Origin of the sequence: uncultured Rikenella sp. (genome assembly GCF_947628055.1) — a bacterium.
In the GTDB taxonomy this organism is placed as follows: Bacteria; Bacteroidota; Bacteroidia; order Bacteroidales; family Rikenellaceae; genus Rikenella.
Window position 1 is genome coordinate 1 of record NZ_CANQYJ010000022.1, and the last position, 26,715, is coordinate 26,715.

Annotated in this window: 24 protein-coding genes and 2 tRNA genes; 10 read left to right on the top strand and 16 right to left on the bottom strand. The window is 54.6% G+C overall.

The window, feature by feature from the left end:
• Positions 1 to 2,345, top strand: a 2,345-nt coding sequence (locus Q0Z93_RS03585; RefSeq protein ID WP_298062670.1) for a glycoside hydrolase family 3 N-terminal domain-containing protein, incomplete at its 5' end; no start/stop codon positions are given.
• 225 nt (positions 2,346 to 2,570) lie between these two features.
• Here Q0Z93_RS03585 and Q0Z93_RS03590 read toward each other — a convergent pair.
• The 3 genes from Q0Z93_RS03590 to Q0Z93_RS03600 form a co-directional block, all read right to left on the bottom strand.
• Positions 2,571 to 3,107 (bottom strand): DUF2148 domain-containing protein, encoded by a 537-nt coding sequence (locus Q0Z93_RS03590; protein ID WP_298062672.1) that lies wholly within the window; start codon positions 3,105 to 3,107, stop codon positions 2,571 to 2,573.
• An 80-nt stretch (positions 3,108 to 3,187) separates the two neighbouring features.
• Positions 3,188 to 4,270 carry a trypsin-like peptidase domain-containing protein gene (locus Q0Z93_RS03595; protein WP_298062674.1) on the bottom strand — a complete coding sequence of 361 codons (1,083 nt, stop codon included), beginning with the start codon at positions 4,268 to 4,270 and terminating at the stop codon, positions 3,188 to 3,190.
• A gap of 11 nt (positions 4,271 to 4,281) precedes the next feature.
• Positions 4,282 to 5,595, bottom strand: a complete 1,314-nt coding sequence (locus Q0Z93_RS03600) for a hypothetical protein (RefSeq protein ID WP_298062676.1) — start codon at positions 5,593 to 5,595, stop codon at positions 4,282 to 4,284.
• A gap of 333 nt (positions 5,596 to 5,928) precedes the next feature.
• Here Q0Z93_RS03600 and Q0Z93_RS03605 point away from each other — a divergent pair.
• From Q0Z93_RS03605 to Q0Z93_RS03635, 7 genes are all read left to right on the top strand, one after another.
• Positions 5,929 to 6,001: transfer RNA gene (locus Q0Z93_RS03605), tRNA-Lys, on the top strand.
• Positions 6,002 to 6,017: 16 nt separating this feature from the next.
• A tRNA-Lys gene (locus Q0Z93_RS03610) sits at positions 6,018 to 6,090 on the top strand.
• 494 nt (positions 6,091 to 6,584) lie between these two features.
• On the top strand, positions 6,585 to 8,366 hold the full coding sequence (locus Q0Z93_RS03615) for a DUF3575 domain-containing protein (RefSeq protein WP_298062678.1): 1,782 nt from the start codon (positions 6,585 to 6,587) through the stop codon (positions 8,364 to 8,366).
• A 40-nt stretch (positions 8,367 to 8,406) separates the two neighbouring features.
• Complete coding sequence (locus tag Q0Z93_RS03620) at positions 8,407 to 9,381, top strand: DUF5119 domain-containing protein (protein ID WP_298062680.1); 975 nt, start codon at positions 8,407 to 8,409, stop codon at positions 9,379 to 9,381.
• Between the two features lie 19 nt (positions 9,382 to 9,400).
• Positions 9,401 to 10,279, top strand: coding sequence for a fimbrillin family protein (locus Q0Z93_RS03625; RefSeq protein ID WP_298062682.1), 879 nt, complete (start codon positions 9,401 to 9,403; stop codon positions 10,277 to 10,279).
• Between the two features lie 57 nt (positions 10,280 to 10,336).
• Positions 10,337 to 11,197 (top strand): fimbrillin family protein, encoded by an 861-nt coding sequence (locus Q0Z93_RS03630; protein WP_298062684.1) that lies wholly within the window; start codon positions 10,337 to 10,339, stop codon positions 11,195 to 11,197.
• Between the two features lie 198 nt (positions 11,198 to 11,395).
• Complete coding sequence (locus tag Q0Z93_RS03635; protein ID WP_298062685.1) at positions 11,396 to 11,746, top strand: MmcQ/YjbR family DNA-binding protein; 351 nt, start codon at positions 11,396 to 11,398, stop codon at positions 11,744 to 11,746.
• Between the two features lie 172 nt (positions 11,747 to 11,918).
• Here Q0Z93_RS03635 and Q0Z93_RS03640 read toward each other — a convergent pair whose 3' ends face one another.
• Both Q0Z93_RS03640 and ruvA read right to left on the bottom strand, forming a co-directional pair.
• Positions 11,919 to 14,165 carry an inorganic phosphate transporter gene (locus Q0Z93_RS03640; protein ID WP_298062687.1) on the bottom strand — a complete coding sequence of 749 codons (2,247 nt, stop codon included), beginning with the start codon at positions 14,163 to 14,165 and terminating at the stop codon, positions 11,919 to 11,921.
• A 117-nt stretch (positions 14,166 to 14,282) separates the two neighbouring features.
• Positions 14,283 to 14,873, bottom strand: coding sequence for a Holliday junction branch migration protein RuvA (gene ruvA / locus Q0Z93_RS03645; protein ID WP_298062689.1), 591 nt, complete (start codon positions 14,871 to 14,873; stop codon positions 14,283 to 14,285).
• Between the two features lie 131 nt (positions 14,874 to 15,004).
• Here ruvA and Q0Z93_RS03650 point away from each other — a divergent pair, with 131 nt between their 5' ends.
• Positions 15,005 to 15,646: an OmpH family outer membrane protein gene (locus Q0Z93_RS03650; RefSeq protein ID WP_298062691.1), complete on the top strand. Its 642-nt coding sequence runs from the start codon at positions 15,005 to 15,007 to the stop codon at positions 15,644 to 15,646.
• A 245-nt stretch (positions 15,647 to 15,891) separates the two neighbouring features.
• Here the strand turns inward: Q0Z93_RS03650 and Q0Z93_RS03655 are convergent, their stop codons facing one another.
• The 8 genes from Q0Z93_RS03655 to Q0Z93_RS03690 form a co-directional block, all read right to left on the bottom strand.
• Positions 15,892 to 16,371: a DUF456 domain-containing protein gene (locus Q0Z93_RS03655; protein WP_298062693.1), complete on the bottom strand. Its 480-nt coding sequence runs from the start codon at positions 16,369 to 16,371 to the stop codon at positions 15,892 to 15,894.
• Positions 16,372 to 16,450: 79 nt separating this feature from the next.
• A complete protein-coding gene (gene rsxA / locus Q0Z93_RS03660; protein ID WP_298062695.1) occupies positions 16,451 to 17,023 on the bottom strand; it encodes an electron transport complex subunit RsxA in 573 nt (190 codons plus the stop codon).
• 29 nt (positions 17,024 to 17,052) lie between these two features.
• Positions 17,053 to 17,646 carry an electron transport complex subunit E gene (locus tag Q0Z93_RS03665; protein ID WP_298062698.1) on the bottom strand — a complete coding sequence of 198 codons (594 nt, stop codon included), beginning with the start codon at positions 17,644 to 17,646 and terminating at the stop codon, positions 17,053 to 17,055.
• Positions 17,639 to 18,412: an RnfABCDGE type electron transport complex subunit G gene (locus Q0Z93_RS03670; protein ID WP_298062700.1), complete on the bottom strand. Its 774-nt coding sequence runs from the start codon at positions 18,410 to 18,412 to the stop codon at positions 17,639 to 17,641. The genes Q0Z93_RS03665 and Q0Z93_RS03670 overlap by 8 nt, the downstream gene beginning before the upstream one ends.
• A gap of 35 nt (positions 18,413 to 18,447) precedes the next feature.
• Complete coding sequence (locus Q0Z93_RS03675) at positions 18,448 to 19,431, bottom strand: RnfABCDGE type electron transport complex subunit D (protein ID WP_298062702.1); 984 nt, start codon at positions 19,429 to 19,431, stop codon at positions 18,448 to 18,450.
• Positions 19,432 to 19,452: 21 nt separating this feature from the next.
• On the bottom strand, positions 19,453 to 20,799 hold the full coding sequence (rsxC, locus tag Q0Z93_RS03680) for an electron transport complex subunit RsxC (RefSeq protein WP_298062703.1): 1,347 nt from the start codon (positions 20,797 to 20,799) through the stop codon (positions 19,453 to 19,455).
• Positions 20,792 to 21,721: a Fe-S cluster domain-containing protein gene (locus Q0Z93_RS03685; RefSeq protein WP_298062705.1), complete on the bottom strand. Its 930-nt coding sequence runs from the start codon at positions 21,719 to 21,721 to the stop codon at positions 20,792 to 20,794. Before Q0Z93_RS03685 ends, rsxC begins: the two co-directional genes overlap by 8 nt.
• Before the next feature lie 2 nt (positions 21,722 to 21,723).
• Positions 21,724 to 22,152: a SoxR reducing system RseC family protein gene (locus tag Q0Z93_RS03690; RefSeq protein WP_298062707.1), complete on the bottom strand. Its 429-nt coding sequence runs from the start codon at positions 22,150 to 22,152 to the stop codon at positions 21,724 to 21,726.
• Positions 22,153 to 22,250: 98 nt separating this feature from the next.
• On the opposite strand from Q0Z93_RS03690, the gene nadB reads away from it, so the two are divergent.
• Complete coding sequence (gene nadB / locus Q0Z93_RS03695; protein WP_298062709.1) at positions 22,251 to 23,828, top strand: L-aspartate oxidase; 1,578 nt, start codon at positions 22,251 to 22,253, stop codon at positions 23,826 to 23,828.
• Between the two features lie 58 nt (positions 23,829 to 23,886).
• Here the strand turns inward: nadB and Q0Z93_RS03700 are convergent, their stop codons facing one another.
• From Q0Z93_RS03700 to Q0Z93_RS03710, 3 genes are all read right to left on the bottom strand, one after another.
• Positions 23,887 to 24,582 (bottom strand): hypothetical protein, encoded by a 696-nt coding sequence (locus Q0Z93_RS03700; RefSeq protein WP_298062711.1) that lies wholly within the window; start codon positions 24,580 to 24,582, stop codon positions 23,887 to 23,889.
• A 21-nt stretch (positions 24,583 to 24,603) separates the two neighbouring features.
• The gene (locus tag Q0Z93_RS03705; RefSeq protein ID WP_298062713.1) at positions 24,604 to 25,152 is read right to left on the bottom strand and encodes a hypothetical protein; all 549 of its coding nucleotides are present in this window, start codon (positions 25,150 to 25,152) and stop codon (positions 24,604 to 24,606) included.
• A gap of 3 nt (positions 25,153 to 25,155) precedes the next feature.
• Positions 25,156 to 26,715, bottom strand: a 1,560-nt coding sequence (locus Q0Z93_RS03710) for a hypothetical protein (RefSeq protein WP_298062714.1), incomplete at its 5' end; no start/stop codon positions are given.

Genomic DNA, 26,715 nt, shown 5'->3' on the forward strand with positions numbered 1-26,715 from the left:
GCTTCCGGGCGACCAATTTTCCGACGCAGTTGGGGGTGGGCCATACGTGGAACCGCTCGTTGGTCTACAAAATGGGCGAGATCGAGGGGCGCGAGGCGCGGGCGCTGGGGTACACCCATATCTATGCGCCGATTCTCGACGTGGGGCGGGATCAGCGGTGGGGAAGGTATGAGGAGGTCTACGGCGAATCGCCCTATTTGGTGGCGGAACTGGGGATTCAGATGGTGCGGGGGATTCAGTCGCAGGGGGTGGCGGCCACGGCCAAGCATTTCGTGGGGTACAGCAACGGCAAGGGGGCCCGGGAAGGGATGGCGCGGAACAATCCGCAGATGTCGCTGCGCGAGATGGAACAGATACACGTCTACCCGTTCGGCCGGGTGATCCGCGAAGCGGGGCTGCTGGGGATCATGAGCTCTTACAACGACTTCGACGGGGAACCGATTCAGGGGAGCTATCATTGGCTGACCGAGGTGCTGCGGGGGAGGTATGGGTTCCGGGGCTATGTGGTCTCGGACAGCGATGCAGTGGAGTACCTCTACAGCAAGCATTTTACGGCGGCGGACATGAAGGAGGCGGTGCGGCAGGCGGTCGAGGCGGGACTTAATGTGCGGTGTACGTTCCGTTCGCCGGACTCGTTCATCGTGCCGCTGCGCGAGTTGGTGCAGGAGGGGGCGTTGAGTGAGGAGGTTATTAACGATCGGGTGCGGGATATTTTGCGGGTGAAATTCCTGTGCGGACTGTTCGACCGGCCTTATCGGACGGATTTGGCGGCTTCGGATGCGGAAGTGTGCAGCGAGGCGAACGAGGCGGTGGCAAAACAGATTTCGTTGGAATCCATCGTGCTGCTTAAGAACGAGGCGAACACCTTGCCGCTCAGCCGCGACAGTGTGCGGCGGGTGGCGGTGATCGGGCCGAATGCGGCGGCAACGGATTTCGTGACGGCGCGCTACGGGCCGAATGCAGTGGAGCCGGTGAGTGTGTTGGACGGGATTCGCGGGGCGGTGGCCGCTAACGGGGTGGAGGTGGTGTATGCCAAAGGGTGCGAGCTGGTGGACGACAACTGGCCGGATTCGGAGTTGATGGACTATCCGCTGACGCAGGCGGAACGCGACAGCATAGAGGCGGCCTATGCCGTGGCTGCGGAGGCGGATGCGGTGGTGCTGGTGCTGGGGGGCGGAACGCGGACGTGCGGCGAGAACAAGTCGCGGTCGAGTCTCGACCTGCCGGGGCGGCAGCAGCAGCTGTTAGAGCGGATTACTCCGCTCAGGGAGTTGGGCAAACGGGTGGTTTTAGTCTTGATCAACGGGCGGCCGCTGTCGGTCAACTGGGCGGATCGGTATGTCCCGGCGATCGTGGAGGCGTGGTATCCGGGACGACAGGGGGGCGTGGCGGTGGCGGAGGTGCTGTTCGGCGATTACAATCCGGGGGGTAAGCTGACGGTGACTTTTCCGCGGTCGGTGGGGCAGATTCCGTTCAATTTCCCGACTTTGCCGTCGGCGCAGAGCGATTCGTGGGGGGCCAACGGGCCGCGCAGCCATCGGGCGAGGGTGAACGGGGCATTGTATCCGTTCGGCTATGGGCTTAGCTATACGACGTTCGGGTACAGCGACTTGCAGCTTTCGGATACGGTCGTGACGCCGCACCGGGGGCTGACGGTGGCGTGTACGGTGACGAATACGGGCACGCGCGAGGGGGACGAGGTGGTGCAGCTCTATCTGCATGACAAGGTCGCGTCGGTGATGGCCTACGAAAAGGTGCTCAGGGGGTTTGAACGGGTGCATCTTCTGCCGGGCGAGGGCAAACGGGTCGAGTTTGAATTGCATCCGCGGGATTTGGAGATACTCGACATACACTACAAATGGAGGGTCGAACCGGGCGATTTCACGGTGATGGTGGGGGCGTCGTCGGAGGATATTCGTCTGCAACGCGATTTTACGGTGGTCGAGGCGGGGCGGCTGCTGGAGATGCGGGCTTCGGAACGCAAGGGGGCGTTGGCGGCGAAGGTCTCGGCCAGCATCCATAACGATCGGGCGGTCTGCACGGTGGACGGCGACCCGAACACGGTGTGGGAGGGAGCTCGCAACCAGTATATTACTTATGAATTGCGCAGCGGGGCGAAACCGACGTCGCTTGGGATCGCCTGGGAGGAGGGCGATCCGGTGGAGTTCGAGATCCAGTTGTCGAGTGGCGGGGGATTGTTCGTTCCGGTGTGGCGGGGTCGGAGCCGGTTGAATAACGGGACGATGGAGACTTACACGTTCGACGGGGCGACGTCGAGCGATCTGCGGATTGTGATTCTCGGCGATAAAGCGCGGATCAAAGAGGTGAAACTGAACGAGTTGTAACCGATTGTTGTCGATTGCAGGGAATGGGCGGGGTATCCTATTTCAAAACAGGCTACCCTGCCCTACTTGTTTTATTCGACCAGCCCGAATTTCCGCCGAAAAGTGTAATAAGTCGTGCAGGATACGTTGAAAATCAAGTAATACGTCTCGCAGTCCGCGATGCCTGAGCATGGCGGCGATTTCATACTGCGTAAGTCCGGGCATTCATAACGGAACCGGTTTCGGTCAGAGCGGTTTCCGGTCGAAAAACGGGCTTTTGCCGGTCGCACTGACCGGAATGGCCAGAATGGCGTGGCAGCCGGGCAATAATTCCATCTCCATGGCAGCCGTGCCTGCCGAATACATCACGCGGCAGTCCGCCCGGTGGTCGGCCGCCACCGACACGGCCGAGCCGACAGCTATCCCCAGGTCGTTCATATTGAAGGCGCAGGGCGCATGCGGTGCCCGACCTATCTTGTCCGCGCAGGTGGGAAAACCGCACCAGCCGCAATTCAGATTCATCGTCCCATTCCGGGTGCCGATCAGCACGACGGCCCCTGCCTGAAGGATATTCTCCGCATCGCGGACGAAAAAGCCCCGTCCCGACTCTTCACCCATCTTTCGGAGTTTGTCCGCAAGCCGTATCCGGTCGTTGCCGGTGAGCATGGCGATTTCGAGGTTGTCGATGCCGCGTGCTTTGGGTGCGGTGCGGGCGGCATTCATCATCAGGGCGGCGATCTGCCGCAGTGTTTCGTTGCACGTGTCGGTCTGTGTTTCGATCATAACAGTGTTTTTTACGGATTGGAGTATCGTGCTTTCAGCCCAGAGCGGTCAAATACCGGTATTTCCGGAAAGAAAACGTTTCAGATGACCTCTTTTTTAGCATATTCCGAGAACTCGCAACCGAAGGTTTCGGCCAGGTAATCGTCCAGTTTGTCGGCTTTGAATGCCAATTGGGTGATGTTTTTTTTCACTTCATCGGCATAGTCGGAGAAAACGTCCGAAATGTGGATGCGATAGGCGATATAGATTTGGTTTCCTTTGATTCCCAGTTTGTAAGGTCTCATATCTTCGCTTACCAGATACGTCAGTATCGGTTCGAGGTCTTTTCTGGGCAGCACGTTGATCGGCGAGGTGCAAAACAGGTAGTTCCGTTGGTAGACGAATAGGCGGATTTCGGAACTTCCCTTGTGGAATTTCCAGGCCTCTTGTCCCACACGGGCCAATACGGGATTGATGCCCATATCGGCGATCGCCTCTTCGCAGAAAACGGCCAGATCGGTCAGCGCACGCTCCTTGAAGGCATTTTCCGGCAGTTTGTTGCCGCACGAGGGGCAGTATTCTTCTTCCTCAAAGATGAATCCGTCGCAGCTGTCGCACTGAAGGTTGAAACGGCCGGTATCTAAGTCGCCGATGTTTTCCAGTATGGCTTTCACTTGGGCTACCGGTATGCCGAAACCCATATTGTCGGCTTCGGTGAATTTGCTGACCGTGACGGCCACCAGTTCGTTCCGTTCGTTGAGCATCGGGCCGCCGCTGTTGCCGGGATTGACTGCCGCATCGGTCTGTATATAATAAGTGTCGTCCATCAGCTGCCGAGGCGACGATACGGTGCCTTCGGTGACGGTAAAAGGCATGCCGAACGGGTATCCCGCCACATGAATCCGCTCTCCGATGTTGACTTCGCCGGTCTCGGGCAGGATGATCTCCGGCAAAGCCGAAAAATCGCCTTCCGCCATAAGCAATGCAATGTCGACGGCAGGGTTGACCAGCACCACCCTCGCCAGGTATGCGTTCCGGTCGTTGTCCTGCACGGCTACGCTGCGGAAACCCTCGACGACGTGATAGTTGGTAACGAACAGGCCGTATTTTTTCAGGTAGAAGCAGCTGCCCGTACCTCCGGAATGGTTTACTCTATAGATGGCCCGATAGATATTCTGTTCCATGATCTGTGCTGTTATTCGTTTTCCTCGCTGCGGTTATCTCCTGCTCCGTCGTTCGCCGGCGCCTCACTCTGTAGTCCAGTCCGGGCCTGAACGGCCTTGGCCTGTGCCACCGCTTCCTGCTGTATCTTTTGTATCTCGGCCAACGCTGCTTCCAGGCTGATTTCGGCATTCCGGTCGGTCGTCTCTTCGGGGTCGCCGTTGTCATTGTCGTCGTCCAGCCTGCCTGCCATGATCTGCGCCATCGCGGCATGCAGGATCGGGGCCGCGGTATCCCACGGCATAGCCGAAGCCCTGTGCAGCGCTTTCGACACCACGGCGTTCACATCGTCCTGTACGTCGTTGTAATAATACATCTCGTAGAACTTGTAGACGATCATCAGGCAGCAGGCCATCAGGTCGCCGGCATTCGCGGCCGACGTAGCTTCGTCGAAGATTTTTCGGAAATTGTCCTGGATGTTTTTCAGGTTCGAGCGGCGTTTGCCGGGGACGAAAGTCTCGACGAAATAGAGCCATTCGGCCAGCTGTTCCCGATCGAGCGAGGCGATCTTCTGCAAGGCTTCCTTGCCGCGGGCGATGACCTCCTGTATCGGAATATCTTCCCGGTCGTGTTCCTGGATCGCTTTATCCAGTTCGTTGAGCAGCCGGCCTTGGGGCCGGGCGAAATAGACGATCCCGAGCAGGGCGCTGGCGATTACATCCCACGCATATCCGTATTTCCGCTCGTTTTCAAAACCTTTCACCGCCTCCAGGCATTCGGCGCAGGTCTGCCGGATCCCGTTGCAGATCCGTTCCCTATTCGCGCTGTCATAGGGTTTCACTATCGGTTCGTTGATGCGCGATGCGCCGAATTTGGCGGCAAACTCGTCGTCGTAACGGTCGCCTGTCCTGCAGATGTCGTCGAGTACATCGTAGATTTTCTCGGGATGGGCCAAAGCCAGCGGGCAATCGTATGTAAAATGAAACTGCCCGTCGCACAGCCGGATGCAGGGCAGGTCGAGCACGTTGTTGTTCAGCCCGGCGATCTGCCGAAGCAGCGGGATACGTCCTTTGTCGGGCAGCGCGAGAAACGGAGCGTCGATCTCTAACCGGTCGCCGGCGATTTTCAAACCGACGATGATCGAGCCGTGCGGCACGTGAAATTCGGTACCCTCCGGATTGCCGTATTTGCGGCGCAGCTCCGGATGGATATAATCGAGCAGGGCGTGAAGCGCCGGCATGTATTCGCCTTTTTTGAAATGTTCGAGACTGCGGTCGTAAGCTCCCGGATCGGTGCGTCTGGCCGTAGAGACGATTATCGGCGAGTGGTAGGTAAGTGTTTGTTTCATAGGTTCGGATTTGATCGGATACGCCGTCGGGCGACCTGTGGCCCGCCGGATATCGTCATGCCGGTTCTGGGGACAGGTATCCGGATGGAAAGTTTTATTCAGCCAGTAAATATAAGCTTTTTTGAGCTTTCCGACGTCAGAAGCCGGGGTTGCGGGAACTTTTTGCCGTTACCGCGCCCCGTGCGGATATGCGGCACAGAAGTTTTGCGGAAAGGAATAGGCTCCGGATGGGCGAGATGGCCCGGCCGGGAAATAAAATTCGGGTAAATTTCTGTAGAATTTTTTTGCAGGTTGGAAATTTTGTCTACTTTTGCAGTGCCGAAAAGGAAAAATGCTTCCCTAGCTCAGTTGGTAGAGCACGACACTCTTAATGTTGGGGTCCAGGGTTCGAGCCCCTGGGGGAGCACAGATTTTTCGGTACCGATTCCGTAGCTCAGTTGGTAGAGCACAACACTTTTAATGTTGGGGTCCTGGGTTCGAGCCCCAGCGGGATCACGATCGATTGAAGCCTCTTGAAAAAGAGGCTTTTTTTTATTGCGCAATCCGGTGCCATGAATCCGAATTCTGTGGGAAAGGACACCGTTCAAAATGTGCCTTGCACGGGTAATCCGGGCGGGACTGGCGCGGATTCTGTCCCGCAGCATGTCAACGGCATCGCGGCCGGGAAATACCATAATTTATTCCGAGAGGTGGGCTCCTACCCAAAAACATGCCGGCGGGAAGGACAATCCGCCAATCGAATCGGACTGACGGTCTGTCTCGGCCGCTTTTTCCTACTTTATTATATTCCGAGTTTATTCCATACGGATGCGATGAATTATTGACAGAATTTCCGCCTCGTTTCCACGTTCTCTCAACTGTTTCCTATATCTCTCCGGGCCATAAAAATACATTTATGACAAAAAAATAAGATTTACTGACTAATATTTGCTAACTTAGCCGCGTGAATATCGTCCGCTTTGAACAACGGGATGTAAATGAAGAAAGTTATGGATTTTGCAAAATGCAGAAAATCAATCATAACGGCCGATAAAAGGCGCTGGACTGCTTGGGGAGCGGCCGTATGTCTGTGTCTGTCGGGAACCGGCGGCCGTGCCGATGCGCAAGTGGCCGGGTTGAGTACTCCGCAGAAACAAGTGATGTCGTTTACATTCGGTTTGGGGAGTTCGGAATGGAACGAACGGTACGGGCAGAACAGAGCCTCGATGGATAAATTCGACAAGTTGATCCAGCAACTGGCGGAAACACCGTCGGCACATATCGACTCGATCGTCGTTACCTCTTATTCTTCCACTGCCGAGCAGTTGGGAAGCGTGGATCTGGCCGAACGGCGTATCGACGCGGTGAAAGCATATATAGAGCCGGTTGTCCGTCGGTCTCAGCTCAGGCAGCAAGTCGTGGTGAAAGGCAATGTGGTGGCCCGGAATAATGTCATTGCAGCAGAACAGCTGTTCGACATGCTGAAGAAAACCACGGTGACGGTGTACATGAACGGAGTGTTGGTTGCGGGCCATACGAGAACACGGTCTGCGGGTTCGGCGGCGGAAGAAGAACGACGGTATATATCGCCGTTCGGAGACCGTGATGTTTTCGGTCGGGGCGGAGAACGCGTGCCGTCGACGGTCGCTGTAGAGAAGACGACAACGACAACGATAACTGCGGTAGAGCCGAAACCGGAACCGGTACAGCAGATACCGACTCCGACGCAGATACAGATACAGGAACCGACGCCGACACAGATACAAATACCGGCACCGAAACCGGAAACGACCGCAAGCGTTCCGGTTCGGCAGGACGAAAAGCCGGTGGTCGCGGTGGCGAAGGCGGAAGAAAAACAGGCGCTCGACGAGGAATTGCAGCGTTATATCGATTCTCTGGTAAAACATTCCGAAGCAGAGAAACTGCCGGAAATTATGCCGGCGGAACAACCGAAGCAACAGGAACAACCGGAGATCACGCCTCCTGCTGCGCCGGTCATTACAGCAGAAGATCCTTGTCCGGAGGGTCGGGATCCGGAGATCGACGATTTGATCCGCCGGTTGATAGCCGAAGAATCGACATTGCAGATCGCTTTGCCGGAGACGGAGCCGGTGACCGAAATCCAACGTACCGAAGAGGTTGAAACGGAAATCGCCGGAGAAGCGGAAGCGGTGCAGGCGGTGGCTGACACTCGGAAAGAAAAGATTCGGCCTGTGAAAGAACCGAAAGTCAAGCCGGTGAAAGCGGTGAAGGCTCCGCGCGAGCCGATGGTGCTTATCCGGCCGTTAGTGGCGGTGAAGACCAACCTGGCTTACTGGGCAGCGGTGGCCGCGAATTTAGAGGTCGAATTCTATTTTGCCCAGAAGTGGTCGGCAGCGGTGGAAGGGGTATACACGGATTGGAATATGAACCTCTACAAGAAACATTACGCCGTCAATGAGATCAGTCCGGAAGTGCGTTACTGGTTCGGTCGCCGGACGGGACAGTATCGTGGATTGTATCTCGGGGTGTACGGACACGTGGGGCAGTTCGATTACATGTTCAAAAACGAGGAGACCGGGAATACCGGCGACTATTACGGAGGGGGTATCTCTCTGGGCGGTTATCTGCCGTTCACCCGCCATTTCGGGATGGAACTGGGATTGCGCGGCGGCTTTGTGCATGCCGGCAATTTCGACCGGTACTATTACGAGGCGCCGTTCTATATGTATAAGTCGTCCCACTCGGCCAATTATATCGGGCTGACCGGTGCTAAGGTCTCGCTGGTGTACCGGTTCGGACTGGGAAAATAGGAACCGAAAATAAATCAAGGGTTAGGGAAACGCAAATATCATGGATAAGATATTAGATTTCAGGAGACCGGGTATAAGGGGGGCGGTCGTGTGTACGGCGCTCGCTGCTGCGGTAATGCTTGCTTCTTCCTGTGTCAGGAGGGAATTGTATGTCAAGCCGGACGAAGGGGGCGTAGTGCTGGATTTCGACTGGCGGAACTTAGTGCCGGGAGAAACGGCGCCGGAACAGATGGCCGTCTATTTTTACGGTGCCGACGGCTCGCTGACGCGAGGAGTGACCGAAAACGGCAAATTCAGCGGCATTTTGCCTTCGGGAAATTATAAAGTACTGGTGGTGAACGAGGACGTCTCGGGCGTGGGATTCACCGATATGGAGAATTTCGACAAAGCGTATGCCTATGCTTTGCCTTTGAATAAAAAAGCCGTAGGAGAGGATATGTGGATTCGCGAGCCCGGCTGGCTCTATAGTTCCAATAGCGGCGAACTGGTTGTCGAAAAGGAAGATACCGTGGTGCAGACGATGGTGCCGAAACCGATGGTGCAGCATGTGGTGCTGAATATCCGGCTTACGGGAGATGTCGAGGCGGTGACGGACGTTTCGGCGGCGCTGACAGGGGTGGCGCCTTCTGTCAGATTAGTCACGGGCGAATGCGGCGACGGATATGCGTCGATTACGGAACTCGATCCCCAGCCGGTTGAAGGGGGGTATACAGCCAATGTATTGGTGTTCGGGCTTCAGGCGACCAATCCGGACGGCTCTCCGGCGGATAATTCGCTGAGGCTCAATATGGGGTTCAGCAACGGCGGCTCGCAAGCTATCGAAGAGCATGTCGACACCGGCGGAGCGGTCGGGCCGACTGACATAGAGATCAAGATCAACGTCGATATCGACGTGGCGGCTACCAGCGAGGCGGGTTTCTCCGCAAAGGTTACGAAGTGGGAAGTGATCTCCGGGGATATGAATGTGGATAATCGTCCGGGAGGCGTGCCGCTTGCCGGGTATGAAAATTTGTAATAAAAAGTTCTGAATCGATATGAAAAGGATGACTTTACTGGCAGCTGCCGCGGCGGTCGTGTTGGCCGGGGGCTTGGGAGGCTGCTCTAAAGAAAAGACGATTTTGCCCAAGGGTGAGCCGTGCCGCCTGAATCTCTCAGGAGTGGCACTGCGGCCTGAAACCAAGGCGGAGACGGAACCGTTGTCGGGCGGATTGGAACTCGGAGTGCATGTGGTAGACTTGACCTCGGGGGAAGCTTTGAGCAATGCGGCTCTGACGAATATCAAACACGTGACCGACGCTTCGGGGGCGATCAGCAATACCAATCCGGACCCGATTGTTCTGACCACGGGATACCTTTACGATGTATATGCATACAGCCCGTATGATGCGAGCGTGACGGCGGCCACGTCGTCTGCCGTGCCGGTGGGACACGGGATGGATGTATTGTGGGCGAAGTCTGCCGGGGAAAAACCCAATGCGGCGACACATAACGTGGCATTGACTTTTGAACGCAAAGCGGCGCAGGTTGCTTTTCAAGTCGTGGCCGACGGAGCCAGCCATCCGGACATTACCGGCGCGACCATTCAGGTGACCGGATTCTACGGGAACGGGACTTTGGATCTGGCTACGGGTAAAGTGACGCCTGGAAATGTGGACAATACGATCGTATGGACTCAGACGGGAACGCCGGTTTGTTTCTTGCCGGGCGAAAAACCTATGGAGTTCAATGTGACTGTGACGATACCTGCCGGGCCGAATGCAGGGGTTTATACCGGGGTGAAGAAGGATATTTTTCAGCCGGGAAAATCGGTTTTGATCACAGTGACGGTGGTCGACCGGAATTCGTCTCTCGGGTTGGAAGCCGGAGTGGTGCCGTGGGTGAATGAAACCGGGAATGTAGACGTCAATAACTGATGCGGCAGATGGAGCATTCGATTTGTCGAAAAATAGATTAAGTATCAATCTGAAATCATGAAAATACAGATCATGTTCGCGGCGTTATTGTTGGCCGTGAGCAGTTGTTCCGAAAAAGAATCCGTTGGCGAACACTCCGAGTTGATATTGAGCGGGAAGGTCATGTTCGACGGGCGGACAGACGCTGCGGTTAAGGCCGATGCCGGAGTGCTCGATCCTTTGCCTGCGACGAATCTGGGGGTGTACGTACTGACTGTGTCGGGAGATGCGCAGACCGATTTCACGACGACGGTGTGGAAAAACGAATCGTTTGTTTCCGATGCTGCGGGAATTATTTCCGGGGGAAATGTAATCTTGCGGACGGGGACGACATACGATATTTACGCCTATGCGCCGCGGGTGGCGGGGGTGAGCGATGTGCATGACATACCGGTGCGGCACGGGGACGATGTATTGTGGGCTTATACGCCGGGGACGGTCGCTACGGCGGGTGGAACGAAAGCGAAATTGGAGTTCCGGCATTGCGGGGCCCAGATCGGGTTCCGGTTGAAAGCCGGCGATGGAAAGACCGATTTGACGGGGGCTAAGATGAAAGTATCCGGCTTCTTCGATACCGGAAAACTGGATGTGGCGACGGGGAAAATGACGGTATCGGGGCCGGTTCGGAGCATCGAGGATAAGAGCGGGGCAAAGACGAATATTTTGACGGATGGAACGTCGGCTACTTTTACGGTGGTGGTGACGGATGTGCCGGGAAAGACAGACCCGTTTACGGGGAGTTTTACCAAGGCTTTGCAACCGGGAAAGTCGTATTTGTATGATGTGACGGTCAATATGGACGGATCGCCGATCTCGTTTAAGGGAAGTGTGGTGGATTGGGTGAATGTAGAAACCACCGATCCGCTTCCGGTGGAGTAGGATACCAACCCCTACTTCTACTCTACTCTATTATTCCTCTTTATTCTGCTCTACTTTTGTGGAATTATTGTATGGATTCCCCTTTTTCCGGTTTAACTTGCCGGGGAAAGGGGTATTTCATTTCGGGTTCCTTTGGACAAAGACTTCGCACCGACCGGGCAGAAGATCGTATAAACCTTACTACCTGTCGCGAATCGTATGGATATAGAAGATTTCAGAGCATTTTGCCTTTCGCTGCCGGAGAGCAGCGAAAGGATGCCGTTTCAGGCATTTAAGAGCGCACGGTCTATTCTGGCATTTTATATTGGCGGCAAGATTTTCTGTTTCTTCGACATCGACCGATTCGAGAGTTGCACCGTGAAGTGCGAGCCGGAGAGGATCGAAGAGTTGAAAATCCGTTATCATGCAGTGGGTGACCCTTATAATATGAGCCATCGCCATTGGATCGGCATTCGTTTCAATGACGATATGCCCGACCGGAAGATTAAACAGTTGGTTCAGGATTCGTATGATTTAGTCCGGTGCGGGACAACGAAAGCGGGAAAATGAAGCGGCAAAGGCGATTTTGGGAGTGTGTATCGAGCCTGTGCGATGTAGGGCAGCAGGCCGCAAAAAGAATACGGGCATGAAATCGAGAATAGCCCCGATCGTATAAAATAAAGATGCGGGCGGAAAACAGTGTATTTCCGCCCGCATCTTGTCAAATAATTAATAGAGTGCATTAAATCTCCTCTTCCGAGATGAAATGTTTCTGTGCTTTCAGCAGATTCCGCGACTGGAGAACCATCGTCTTGGTTTCGTTGATAATATCCAGGTAGAGCATACTGCTCCGTGAACTCGACGCATTGTCCCGCACTCGATAAATCTGGTTCTTGATCGCCTTGGCTAACGTCTCGAACAATTGGTCCCGGTGCATCAGCGTTTCGTCCAACTTGCTGAAGTCCTTGGTTTGCAGCATGCTGATGATTTCGTCGTAGATGGCCGAAACCCGTTCGTTGATCTCCTGCAAATCGGCCAGCTGTTCCGGACTCAGTCCTTCGTGGTTGTTGTCGATATGTTCAAAACTTGGCCGGGTGATATGCACCAATGCCTTGGCCACCTCATTCACATAATCGGCCACCTGGACATAATAGTGTCCCGTATCGACATTGTTCGCTTCTAATTTCCGCAGAATCGGCAAGAGCCGGTATTTCCGTTCATGCGCTTCCTGATACATCGCTTCCGCCGCGCGCATGATTTCTTTCAATTTGCGCCGGTCTTCGTTGGCCAGCCCGTCCAGCGTGTCGCGGTAGAGCTTGGTCATCGTCTGCATGGCATGACATATCTCCTGAGTCGATTCGTCGATGATGTTCAGTTCCTTGCCGTCCGCATTGTAAAAAGCCTCGCGGGCCGCCGCCTTTTTCTGCCGGCGCGAAAAGAGCACTTTGCTTTGGAACAGGATGAAGGCGCAAACAGCCGCCAGTGCAAAAATGGCCACATTGCCGCCGTACATCAGCAGCAGGCCGACGATAAACGCGATCGTAAAAGCGATGACTGCTGTCAGAAACCATCCCGAAATCACCGTCAGTACTCCCGTGATGCGGTATACCGCGCTTTCGCGTCCCCAGGCCCGGTCGGCCAGCGACGACCCCATCGCCACCATAAACGTGACATAAGTCGTGGACAGCGGCAATCGCAAAGAAGTTGCCGAAGCGATCAGAATAGAGGCCACCGACAGATTGACCGTAGCCCGGATCAGGTCGAACGGCGCCTTCTCTTCCGTTTCGATTACCGCCATCGGTTCAAAACGCCGCTCGATAAAACGTTGTATCCGTTCCGGTACGTATTTGGAGAATTTCTTGTTGAAATTCACCGTTCCGCGCACGATCGCCCTCGAGAGCGAGGTTGAGCCGAACCGCTCTACCCCATCGTCCTGCCGCGCCAGGTTGATTTCGGTATCCGACACCGACCGCGCTTTCTTGGAAAGCCAGATCGTAGTTACCATAATCAAGCCGCCGATAAAGAGAATCAGCGGATTGGCCGGCACTGTTCCGTCCAATGCCCCCATCTTCAGCGTCGAAATATCTATCCCTTTTGCCGCCGCTTCTGCCGCGATATTATACGAGTCGAATCCGGCCACCGAGACCCCGATGAAGTTCACCAAGTCGTTCCCCGCAAACGCCAAGGCCAAAGAAAGCGTCCCCGCCAGCACCGTCAGTCGCAAGATGTTCCACTTCAGCAAGTACTGAACCAAGGCCATGAGTATCGTCCACCCGACCAAGCAGTAGATCAGCAGTTGAAACGTGTGCGCATTCATCCATGCCATAATTTCATGCGGCATGATCGAGGTGTCTTTCAGCCCTTTGAAGATGGCGAAGTACGAGATCGCAGTCAGCGCAATGCCGCACCACAGCGGCCCTACATACCGAAACGTCCGGTGGTAGTGGAATGAAAAGATCACCCGTGTAATGTACATCACCACCGTCCCGATAATAAACGCGATAATGACCGAGGTCAATATCCCGGATATGATCCCCAATGCCTTTCCCGAATTGATATAGGTGGGAAGATCGGCCAAGCTTTCGCCGTCCGATCCCCAGATTTTCACCATCGCCACCGCCACGGCTGCCCCCAACAGACCGAAAACTAACGAAACGGTGGTCGATGTCGGCAAGCCGAACGTATTGAACAAGTCCAGCAAGATGACGTTGGTGAACATGACGGTCAGGAAGATCATCATCATCTCGTGGAAGTAGAAGTTCTCCGGATAAAAAACTCCCCGGCGTGCCACCTCCATCATACCGCTGGAGAAAATGGAGCCGAGGAGAATCCCTGTCGATGCTACGAGAAGAATGACGTACCGCGGGGCAGCCTTGGAGCCGAGAGCGGAATTGAGAAAATTCACGGCGTCGTTCGAGACCCCGACGATCAGGGCAGAGACGGCGAGCGCCATAAGTATGGCTAAAACGACCAGATAGATATGATCCATAAGGTGGCGGTTAAGTTTTCGGTATCGGACGCATTCCCGTAAAATGCTATGCGAAAATACCGAATTAATCTTAATTTAACAATAATCAAGGCCTTTTTGAAGCGTATGGGCCCGGCATTACAATTGGGTAAGAGCCTGGCGGATAATGGCTTCTGCCGTGAGCGACGGGTTTTCGCTGCAGATGGATTTGACGATTTTTTCACAGGCCGATTTCGGATAGCCCAGAATGGTCAGAGCCGACACCGCCTCTTCGATATTCTCGGTCACTTCGGCAAAGATGCTCGGCGCGGATTCCGATACGGCCGCCACGTTCAACACTTTGTTTTTCAGGTCGACAATAGCCCGTTCGGCGGTCTTCGCACCGATCCCCTTGACACTTTTCAGGGCATTGACATTGCCTGTGGCGATGATCTGCACCATATCTTCCACGCCGTAAGACGAGAGCATGATCCGGGCGGTGTTGGCCCCGATCCCCGACACGGAGATCAACAGGCGAAACAGTTCGCGCTCTTTCTGTTGGTGGAATCCGAAGAAAATCCGGGCGTCTTCGCGGACGATGTGGTGGATATAGAGGGTCGTTTCGCTTACGTTGCTCAGTGCCGTGTAGGTCTGGAGCGAGATCTGGAGCAGGTAGCCGATCCCGCCGGCTTCGATGACGACGTAAGCGGGGGTCAGTTCGGTAATCTTTCCTTTGATGTATTCGTACATGGCTGAGGTTTTGGTTTTGACGGATACAAAGGTAACTTTTCCTCTCCGATTTCAGGAAAAGAGGCTGCGGATAGAATATTTTTGCCATATTTGCATTCAAAACCGGAAACTCAATCATTTTAACGGAAAATATGAATAAGACTAAACTCAACATCGTATCTTTTGCGGCTGTGGCTGCTATGGGGCTTGCCATGCTCGGCTGTTCGGACAAAGGATCTTCGGCTGCGGACGGGAATGCAGCAGCGGATTCGACCCAAACGGCTGCGGCGGATTCTCATATCGAATATAACGGGCAGATCGTTTACGTGCAGCTCGATTCGCTGATGCGCGGCTATGGAATGGCAATCGATTTGCAGGCGGAGTTCGCTGCGAAGAGCGAAAAGGCGCAGAATGAACTGACGGCCAAGGGGCGGAGTTTGGAACGCGAAATGCGCGATTATCAGGAAAAGGCGCAGAAGGGGTTGATTACGCGCTTCCAAGCGCAGGACATCGAGTCGGGGTTGCAGAAGAAACAGCAGTCGGTGCTGGAATACCGCGACCGGATGATGCAGGAGCTGGGCGAGGAAGAGGCTGTGATGATGAATCGGATCAGCGAGGCGATCATGCAGTATGTCAAGAAATACAATGCGGAAAAGAAGTACAGCATGATTATCAGCACGCAGGGGGCCAATACGGTGCTGATTGCAGATCCGGCGCTCAATATTACGGATGAGCTGCTCGACGGGTTGAATGCGGAATATCGCGCTCAACAGGATACGATGAAAACGAAATAGTTTTTTACGCTCTTTTCGTCGTTATTATTTTCGATATGCGGGCTTCCTTTACGGGAAGCCTTTTTCTTTTCGGAAGTATCCGTTTTCGATTTGTCGCTTATTCAAGCGGTTATTTCAGAGCCGCGCGAGCCAAAGCCTCGGCGGACGGAGGGTGCTGTTCAACACTCGATCAGAGAGTTTGTGCGGCCTCTTGCAGGCTGCGTCCCGCGATTTTGAAAGCCTAAAATAGGTATTGCCTTTTCTTTTTAAGCGATAAGCATGGCGATCAGCTTGTAAAGTATATAGAAACAGAGCAGCAATTTCAGCCCGGTGCCGACCAGAAAACCGATGAAAGCTCCCAGTGCGGCTGTCAGGGCGGTGCTTCCGGATTTTCCGGCGTACAGGATTTCGCCGAGAAAAGCACCCAGCAGCATGCCGAGAAGCATTCCGATCGGCGTAAAGATCATCCCGATTACCATGCCGATGATCGACCCCCACGTGGCGGCCTTGCTGCCGCCGGCTTTTTTGAGGATCAGCGGCGGCAGGAAGTAATCGGCCAGAAAGACGACGAGGGTTACGCCTGCCATGATCCCCATAAACGTGTTGTCGAACGGTGTGTAGCCGCTCCAGCGCCCGATCCACAGGCTCAGATAGGCCAACGGTACGCCGGGCAGGGCCGGTACGACCGATCCGATCATGGCGAGCAGCAGGACGATGAAAGCGAGAATAATCAAAAATATTTCCATGACATATTGGGTGTCTGCTAAAAAAGCCGAGTTCGATAAATCAGGAACTCGGCTTTTTCAGAAAAGAGTGATACAAGAATTATACCAAGTTTGAGAATCCCATAAAAGCCATCGCCAGTATCCCTGCCACGATCAAAGCGATCGGCACCCCGCGGAAAGCCCGCGGCACGTCGGTGATTGCCAGTTTCTCGCGCAACCCGGCGAACAGCACCAAAGCCAGCGTGAACCCTAAAGCCGTCGCCGCCGAGAATACTACACTCTCAGCCAAGTTGTACTCTTTCTGCACCAGCAGAATAGCCACCCCCAGCACCGCGCAGTTCGTGGTGATCAACGGCAGAAAGATTCCCAATGCCTGGTACAGCGCCGGGCTCGCCTTTTTGAGTACGATTTCCACCATCTGTACCAACGCTGCAATCACCAGGATGAAGACGATGGTCTGCATGTATTCGATCCCCAGCGGCACCAGCACGCCGTATTGCAGCGGGTAGACCACCAATGCCGCGATGGTCATCACGAACGTAACCGCACCGCCCATCCCCAGCGAGGTGGAGACTTTGTTCGACACTCCGAGGAACGGGCATATCCCTAAGAATTGCGCCAGCACGACGTTATTGACGAAGATCGCGCTGATGATGATTACGAAATATTCCATAATGCTTCCAATTCAGATCGATGTGTGTATTACCGCAACCGGGCGGTGAATTTGTTGAACAGCACCAGGAGATACCCCAGTGCGATGAACGCCCCCGGCGCCAGTACGAAAATCAGGATTCCGTCCATCCCGGCCGGCAAAAATTTGGCTCCGAAAACCGATCCTGCCCCCAGTATTTCCCGCACCGTTCCCAGCAGGGTCAGCGAACAGGTAAATCCTAATCCGATTCCCAACCCGTCGAGCATCGACGCGAACGGCCCGTGTTTCGACGCGAACGCCTCTGCCCGCCCCAGAATAATGCAGTTCACCACAATAAGCGGAATGAACACTCCCAGCGTATTGTACAAATCCGGCACGTAAGCCTCCATCACTAACTGCACGATGGTCACGAACGAGGCGATGATGACGATAAAGCTCGGTATCCGCACCTTCGCCGGAATCACGTTTTTGACCAACGATACCACGATATTCGACATAATCAGGACGAACATCGTCGCGATCCCCATACTCATCCCGTTGATGGCCGAAGTGGTCGTCCCCAGCGTCGGACACATCCCCAGCAGCAAAACGAACGTCGGGTTTTCCTTGATCAACCCTTTGGTTATCAGTTGCAGTTTATTCATGGTTGGTTCCTCCTTTCCCGGTGGTGTCGGTCGCCGTAGCTCCCGCGGCGGCATCATACGGAAGCGCCCCTTCGACAGCGTTCGGATCGAATTCAAAATCTTTCTCTTCCTTTACCTTTAAAGTTTGCGCCGGTTCCTCAGCCTCCCCCGGGGTCTCTTTTTTTACCGAGGCCGTGTGCTGTGTGGCTGTAGCGCCCGAGGCGACTTCCACTTCCGTGTCGTTCAGCACCGCCTGAAATACCTGATAAGCCCGGGCCACGGCATCGGTAAATGCCCGCGACGAAATAGTGGAGGCCGTAATCGCATCCACGTCTCCGCCGTCCTTTTTAACGGCCAGTTTGAATGTGGACGGATTCTTGCCTTCGAACTGCACGGCGAAGTCCGATTTGGTTTTCTGAATCTTGTCCCCCAGTCCCGGTGTTTCGTTGTGTGAAATGACCGAAATGTCTTTGATCGTCCCGTCCGGCAGGAATCCGACCATCAACGACATCTCTCCGCCGAACCCTTTTTTCGAGAAAGTTTCGATGGCATACCCAACCACTGCCCCACCCGACTTCGCCGGGTAGATCGTAACCGTGTCTTTCCCGTCTACCGCCGTTTTGATCGCTTCTGTCGCCGGCGTATTGTCGAAATTCGGAACCACCTGTGCAATAGCGTCGTTTACTTTCTTCGCCTGAGTCGCTTCGATCGGCTCTTTGGTCAGCAGGTAAATCCCTCCGACCGCCGCACTGGCAACCAAAGTAATGGTTCCCAGTACGATAACCATATTCTTGAGTGAACTTTGCATAGCCATAGCTGCGGTTATTTCTTTTTGGGACTGTTACCGCCGAAGCGGCTCGGTTTCACATACATATTGATGAGCGGAACGGTGGCGTTCATAATCAGGATCGCGAACGACATTCCTTCCGGATAAGCCCCCCACACGCGGATGAGGATGGTAATGACCCCGATCCCGATCGCATAGATCGCCTGTCCTTTCTTGCTCATCGGCGAGGTCACGTAGTCCGTGGCCATAAAGATCGCCCCTAACATAGCCCCCCCTGCAAATACATGGAACAGCGGGTTGATATACAGCTCCGGATTCGCGAGCCACAGAATCGAGGCGAAAACGAACATCGTCCCCAAGACAAACACCGGTATCCGCCAGGTAATCACCCGCCGAATCAATAAATAGATGCCGCCGATCAGCAAAGCCAACGCTCCTATTTCCCCCAGCGAACCGTCTTTGAATCCCAGAAACAACCCGCCGAGGTCGATATTGGGCATAATCTCCGCCACCGGTGTCCCCGTTTTCAATGCCCCCTTGACGAAGGCCAGCGGTGTCGCCCCGGTAATCGCATCCACTCCTGCCGTATCCGGGAACAAGGTCATCTGCACCGGAAACGAGATCAAGAGGAACACCCGTCCCACCAATGCCGGATTGAAGAGGTTCCGTCCCAGTCCGCCGAACGACATTTTTCCGATCCCGATGGCCACCAACGATCCGAGGATAATGAGCCACGGCGAAATCGTGGCCGGCAGGTTGAATGCCAGCAAAGTCCCGGTCACCACCGCAGACCAGTCTCCCAGCGTACATGGCCGCCGCAGCATAAACCGGTCGATCAGCCATTCAAACAGCATGCAGGAGAGTATGGCGATCCCTGTGACGAACACAGCGTTCAAGCCGTAAATAAACACTGAAAATGCGAATGCCGGAATCAATGCGATGACCACGTCGCGCATGATCCGAGGCGTAGAGAAATCCCCATGCAAATGAGGCGACGGGGCTACTATTCTATTGCTCATGATTTGAATGTTTCTTCTCGATTATTTGGCTTGTCGTGCCCGAATCAGTTTCATGGTCTCCGCCTTACCCAAGCGAATATAGTCCAGCAAAGGCAGATGCGAAGGACAGGTGAACGAGCAGCAGCCGCATTCGATGCAATCCGCCGTGCGCTCCCGTTCGAGCCGGTCGTACAGTCTCAGCCGCGAGAGTTTCGAGATCAGGTAAGGTTCGAGGCCCATCGGACAAGCGTCCACGCACTTCGCACAACTGATGCACGGCATTTCCGACGCCCGTAGCGACGAGCGCTCGTCCATCAGCAGCACCCCCGAAGTCCCTTTCGTCACCGGCGCATCGATATTGGCCATCGCGCGCCCCATCATCGGCCCGCCGTTAATGACCTTGCCCGTATCCTCCGGCATCCCGCCGCAAGCCTCGATCAGCGAGGAGATCGGCGTCCCGATCCGCACCAACAGGTTAGACGGATTCGCCAACTTCTTCCCCGTCACTGTCACCACCCGATCCACAATCGGCCGGTTCTTCTGCACAGCCTGGTACACCGCAAAAGTCGTCCCCACATTCTGCACCACCGCCCCTACATCGATCGGCAGCGCTCCGCTCGGCACCTCCCGCTTGGCAATCGCCGCGATCAGCTGTTTTTCACCCCCTTGAGGATAGCGCATCTTCAACGGCACCACTTCGATTCTGGAGGCAAAAGCCGTATCCGCCGCAATCAGTTGCCGCAGATGTCCGATCGCCTCCGGCTTGTTGTTTTCGATGCCGATATAGCACTTCTCCACCCCCAACGCCCGCATCAGAATTTCACACCCCACCAACAGCTCTTCCCCCCGTTCCATCATCAGCCGGTAGTCCGCCGTGAGGTACGGTTCGCACTCCACCCCGTTGATAATGAGCATCTCCGCCTTTTTCCCCGGCGGCACCGACAACTTGACTTGCGTCGGGAAAGTCGCGCCCCCCAGCCCCACGATCCCCGCCGCCGCAATCTTGGCAATGATTTCCTTCGGTTCCAGCGTGCACTCGCGCACCAGCGTCTCGGATCTGTCGATCGCCGGGTTCCACTCATCCCCCTCCACCGCAATCGTCACCGCCGGCTTCCGCAAATTGGCCCCGTCCGGCACCGCATCCACACTCGTCACCGTCCCCGATACCGAACTGTGTATATTCGCCGAAACAAAGCCCGTCGCCGTCCCGATCACATCCCCCACAAGCACCCGATCCCCTTTCTTTACCGCTGCCGTCGCCGGGGCGCCGATGTGCTGCCCGAGCGGAATCGTTACCGTAGCCGGTATATCGAACATCCGAATCGCCGCATCGCGGCTGATCTTATAATCGTGCGGGTGGACGCCACCCAGTCTGAAAGTCTTAAGCATGTTGTTCTCCTCCTTCCTGCTGTTGCTGTGCGATAGTTGTTTCTTGCTGCGCCGACACCTGTGTCTGTGCCTGAGCGGTCGCCGCAGCGGTTTCCGGTTTGCGGGCCGGGAACCCGACTTCTACAATCGCCCCCGTCGGACAAACCGCCACGCACTTCCTGCACAACCGACACTTCGCCGGATCGATATAAGCCACGTTGTTTTCCAAGGTAATCGCCTCGAACGGACAGGTCTTCACGCACTTGCCGCATCCGATACACCCCACCGTGCAAGCCTTCCGGGTAATCGCCCCCTTGTCCCGATTGACACAGTTCACCCACACCCGCCGTCCTTTCGGGCCTTTCTTGCGCAGTTCGATGATCTGTTTCGGACAGGCCTTGACGCACGCCCCACACGCCGTACATTTCTCTTCGTCCACCTCCGGCAGCCCCGTCTCCGGGTTCATATGAATGGCGTCGAAATTGCAGACCCGCGTACAATCCCCGTTCCCTAAGCATCCGAACGTGCATCCGGTTTCCCCCCCGTAGAGCGAAGCCTCGACCGCGCACGATCGCGCCCCGTCGAATGTATTGATCCTTGCCCGATTGCAGGACGTCCCCCCGCACCTCACCACCGCCACCATCGGTTCTTTCTCGGCCACAGCTTTCCCCAGATATTCCGCCACGGCTTTCATCGTCGCAGCCCCGCCCACCGGACAGTACAAGGCCGAAATATCATCCTGTTTGACCAATGCTTCGGCCATCGCCCGACACCCGGCGAAACCGCATCCGCCGCAGTTCGCCCCCGGCAGCATCGCTTCGGTTTCGTCGATCCGCGGATCTTCGTAAACCTTGAATTTCTGCGCAACGAAGTAGAGCACCACGGCGGCGATCAGCCCCAGCCCTACGAGAATTGCGATCGTGTAAATCAACGTTTCGTTCATGCTTATTGTTCGATTTCTTTTTCGATTTCGATGGTTAGTTCACGTTTGATACGTCCGCCGGCAAGACGGACGACGATGAAATAAAGTCCCAATAGCCCTAAAGTCAGCCCCGCGGAGAGTATTTCTTTTATGTGCAACGCTTGGAATAGGAGTAAAGCCGCGATAATCAGGAAAACCGGCACTAAATAGGCAATCACCACCGCTTTGAGCCCCGCCGACCGCCGCATAACCAAGGTAATCTGTTCCCCGATCGTGTATCCCTGCCCGTCATTGAGAAGGGTCATTCGTCGCCCGCTCCCCCCCTCGCTGCAAACGCTCCGGGCCTTGCACGAACCGCACGCTTCCGGCCGGCACACCTCGACCTCGATCTCCGAGTCGGAGACGCGGATGACGGTGGCGCTTTGGCGGACTGTGGAGCGGTCAGGGAGCATAAGTCGGCGATTAATGAGGGCAAATGTAACAAAATTTCACTAATAATGCGTAACTTTACTCATTCCAATCGGGGATATAAACTTCAGCTTTTACTGTAATGAACAGAGAGTGTGACTTTTTGGTGATCGGTTCCGGAATCGCGGGGCTGAGTTATGCGTTGAAAGTGGCGGATCACGGGCGGGTGCTGCTCGTGACGAAAAGCCGGATAGACGATGCCAACACTTATCATGCACAGGGGGGGATTGCCAGCGTAACCTATGCACCGGACGATTTTGAACAGCATATCGAGGATACGATGGTCTGCGGCTCGCACAAGAATAATCGCGAGGTCGTGGAGTTGGTCGTCCGCAATGCGCCGGTGCAAATCCGGCAGCTTATCGCATGGGGGGTCGATTTCGACCGCAGGGCGGACAACCCGGAACGGTACGAACTGGCGCGCGAGGGGGGGCATCGGCAGCACCGGATCTTGCACCACAAGGACTATACGGGGGCCGAGGTCGAAAATCGGCTGATCGACCGGGTGCGGGAACATCCGAATATCGAAATTCTGGAGCGGCATTTTGCGGTGGATCTCTTGACGCAGCACCATTTGGGGAAATTGGTCAAGCGGTCGATTCCGGGGACGGAGTGTTACGGGGCGTATATCCTGAAATTGGATACGCAGGAGGTCTTCACCGTACGGGCGAAGGTGACGGTGCTGGCGACGGGGGGGACGGGAAATGTCTACCACACGACAACCAATCCGGCGGGGGCGACGGGCGACGGGATCGCATTGGTACACCGGGCGAAGGGGATTATCGAGAATATGGAGTTCATCCAGTTCCACCCGACTTCGCTTTACAATCCGGGCGAGCGGCCTTCGTTCCTGATTTCGGAGGCGATCCGGGGGTTCGGGGCGATCCTCCGGACGCAGGACGGGGCGGAGTTCATGCAGAAGTACCATCCGATGGGGTCGCTGGCGCCGCGCGATGTGGTGGCGCGGAGCATCGACCACGAACTCAAGACGCGCGGGGAGGACTATGTCTATTTGGACGTGACGCACAAGGATCCGGAGCTGACGCGGGATCACTTTCCGAATATCAATAAGAAGTGCCTTTCGATCGGGATCGACATTACGAAAGATTTCATACCGGTGGTGCCGGCGGCGCACTATTGCTGCGGGGGGGTGAAGGTGGATATGAACGGGGAGACTTCCATCAAGCGGCTTTATGCGATCGGGGAGACGGCTTCGACGGGGTTGCACGGGGCGAACCGGCTGGCCTCCAATTCGTTGATCGAGGCGGTGGTCTATGCGGAGCAGGCGGCGCGGCATTCGCTGTCGGTGATCGGCGGGCTGACGTGGCAGGAGGGGCTGCCGGACTGGGACTACAAGGGAACGTCGCATCCGGAGGAGATGGTGCTGATTACGCAGAGCTTGCGGGAGGTGCAGCAGATCATGTCGAATTACGTGGGGATCGTGCGGTCGAATATCCGGCTGGAACGGGCGATGCACCGGTTGCAGATCATTTACGAGGAGACGGAGCATCTTTACCGGCGTTCGACGCTGTCGAAAAACTTGTGCGAGTTGCGGAACATGATTGCGGTGGGGTACCTGATCATCAAGCAGGCGCAGCAGCTCAAGGAGAGCGTCGGGTTGCACTTCTCGTTAGACTATCCGATGCTGTCGCGGTTCTGACGGCGGGCGGGAGGAAAAGAATCGGGGCTGTTTGCCAAGCAAACAGCCCCGATCAGTCTTAGAACAGCTTCATCGCCTCAGGCATCTTTTCACGGAAGAACTTGCGCCAAGCCTCAGGTGAGCAATATGTGGGGTGTTTCATGAACCACAAATTGAGAGTATGTCCGTCCGGCCAAGTGATCGTGGCATAGCGGGGCTTGGTATTGCCTCCGACAGGCTCCGGGTAATCTTCGATCGTCCATTTCAAACCCGCCTGCTCCATAGAAACCCCGAAAGCTGTTTCGTTGCGGACACCGAGCACGAGGCAGTCAGTCGGCTGCAGCACCTTGACCACCTCCAAGAAGCAGGGCCATGCGTGCCGATAATCTTGTTCATTCGGTTCGTCGTTGACTGTCTGCATCACCCGGTTTTGAATGAGGTAGTAGTAAGCGACCTGTTCCCAGAGCTTTTTGCGGTCTTCGATTTCGTTCCCTCCGACCAGCATGTTGCACAGCCCGATGTAGACCCGCCAGGTATCCTTTTTTTCCATGTTGCAATTAAGCACCCCGCGGGTGGTATCCTTGTCTTGCAGGAAATCTGCTTCCGTTTCCGGCGAGGGATTTCCCTTTTTGTCCTGCGCATAGCAGCTATCCCCGACGATCAGCAATCGCCGCGGAGCCGTGCGGTATCCCCGCCCGACCCACGGCCGCCAGCGGAGGCTCTCGATCGTGTCGAACTGCTCGTCGTACGTGGTGTCTAACAATTCGTTGTGCATAATGGTAAAGTTTTAATGGGTTTAAAGTGAGTTTAGTACATAGTCCTGTATGGAATTATCGACCGGAGTGACACTGAATACGGTTTGGCCGGATTGATCTTTTTCGAGTGTGAAGATAAATTCGACACCGGAATGCAATTCGGTGAATATCCAACTCTTTTCCCGGCTTCGACGGGAGACCTGTTCGTAATCCGAAAGGGAGATGTTGATTTGATTGTAATGGATTAATATATCTTCGGCTTGTTTTTGAAAATCGGAAGTTTCGTCCTGCGAAACGGATTCTAAAATCTCAACATACGACATATCCGTATTTACATACAAATCGTTGAACGCCGATTCCATTTTCTCCAATCCTTTACTGAACAGACTTCCAAAAAAATCGTCACCAAGAAATATTCCGGCAAACGGATTGCTCGCTATTTCAATAATGTAATCGGCTTCGGCGAGATGGAATGTCACGGCATCGCAAATTTCGTCTTCGTAAGCATTCGGCCCTTTCGTCCATAGGAAACACGATGAACAGAGCCATCCGAAAACAGCGATTGACAGATAGCATAGAATCTTTTTCATGGTTTAGTATTCTTGTTTTAGAAAGACGGAGTCTTTCAACTCCATCAACGGTTTGCAGTAGGCGTACCACGTATAGCCGTTAATAATGGGAATCCCGATCGCCAATGTTATCATTTCGACAGCCTCTCCCCTATTATAATTATCCTGGGCAATTAATATAACCAAGAGCAACAAGAGAACTAACTGAATACTATTCACAATAACCAAATTCTTGCCTAATGATTTGCCATATCCGAAATCCATCTCTTTCGGATATAGTTTGGCAAGTTTCTGGTATTCAACCCCGCATAGAATGCTGAGGGCAGCTATCGGAAACAAGAGGAACATAGAGAATCCGTTTATGATACTGCTCCAATCTGACGAAGATTCCGAGGCTTCGATATTTAATAGCCGTTCTCTAAGCGGACTATCTTCATCCAATTGGTATATTCTTTCCAATAGCTCCGAATTGCTATCCGGCGAGGGTACGGCGTATTCCAATAAATTAGTCAGACCCAATACCCCGACTACAATCAGGAGAATCAAGAAGAACTGATTCAAACGCCGTACTGGATATCGAGTCTGTAGCTGAGAGAAAATGATATACAAGGCTATGAACATGCCTGTATAAGGTAGATAAATGGGCAGTGAAAAATCGTCCGTGAATTTACCGATCAACCAATTACCTACCCCCAAACAGATGGTAATTATCCCGCAAATCTTTCCGAAAGTGAGCCATTGCGCGTTGGACCAACCCTGCGGGGCAGGAACTACTGAGGGATTGACCGGAGTGCCGGTCGGCTGTTGCGGTTGAAAGGTGCCGACAGTCGGTGCCGCGGCCGGTTGGGTCGGGGAGTACGGCGGGTAGGCTATGGCCGGACGACGGTCGAACAGCCGATTGACCTGCGTTATCAGAATGATGAAAACTACATCGTAACCCGTACTGACTAAGACCTGTAAAAACCACAAAGCAGTTACATCTTCTCCTTCTTCCTCTATCGCACCAGCGATCAAGCCGAAAAATACAGTTGCCGAAGTAAAGATGATCAAGAGTACCCCCGCGGTATTACCGAATCCGAATTCCGCGGGCATAATTTTCGCAGCTTTGCGCAACTCGACACCGGTCAGAATGAGAAAAACAAGATCGGCGCATGCTACAAGAACAAGAAGTAAGAGCCCGACTACAAAGTCTTCGTCTTCATCCGCCCCGCTGAATAGACACATGACTCCGTACAGAATCATCATAACCAGAAAATAGATGCGCAGCCGCTGTACCGGATAGCGTTGTTCCAGCCGCTGAAAAGTTAAAAACAGCGACAAAAACACTCCTACATAGGCAAGACTGTTGAAAAAGCTGAGCGCAACACTGTCGCTAAATACTGTGGCGAAACCGGTAATGATGCCTAAACCGATGCAGACCAGGCCGACCGGAATCCACCCCGGGTTATACAATTTCTGAGGGGGAACAGCAGGTGCACCGTCTGCCGGAACCGACGAGAGGTTGGGAGTTTGAGGTAGAGAATTTTCCATGTGGCTTTTTTGTTTGTTTTGGTGAGTAAAAAGAAACTGTATACAAACAAAAAG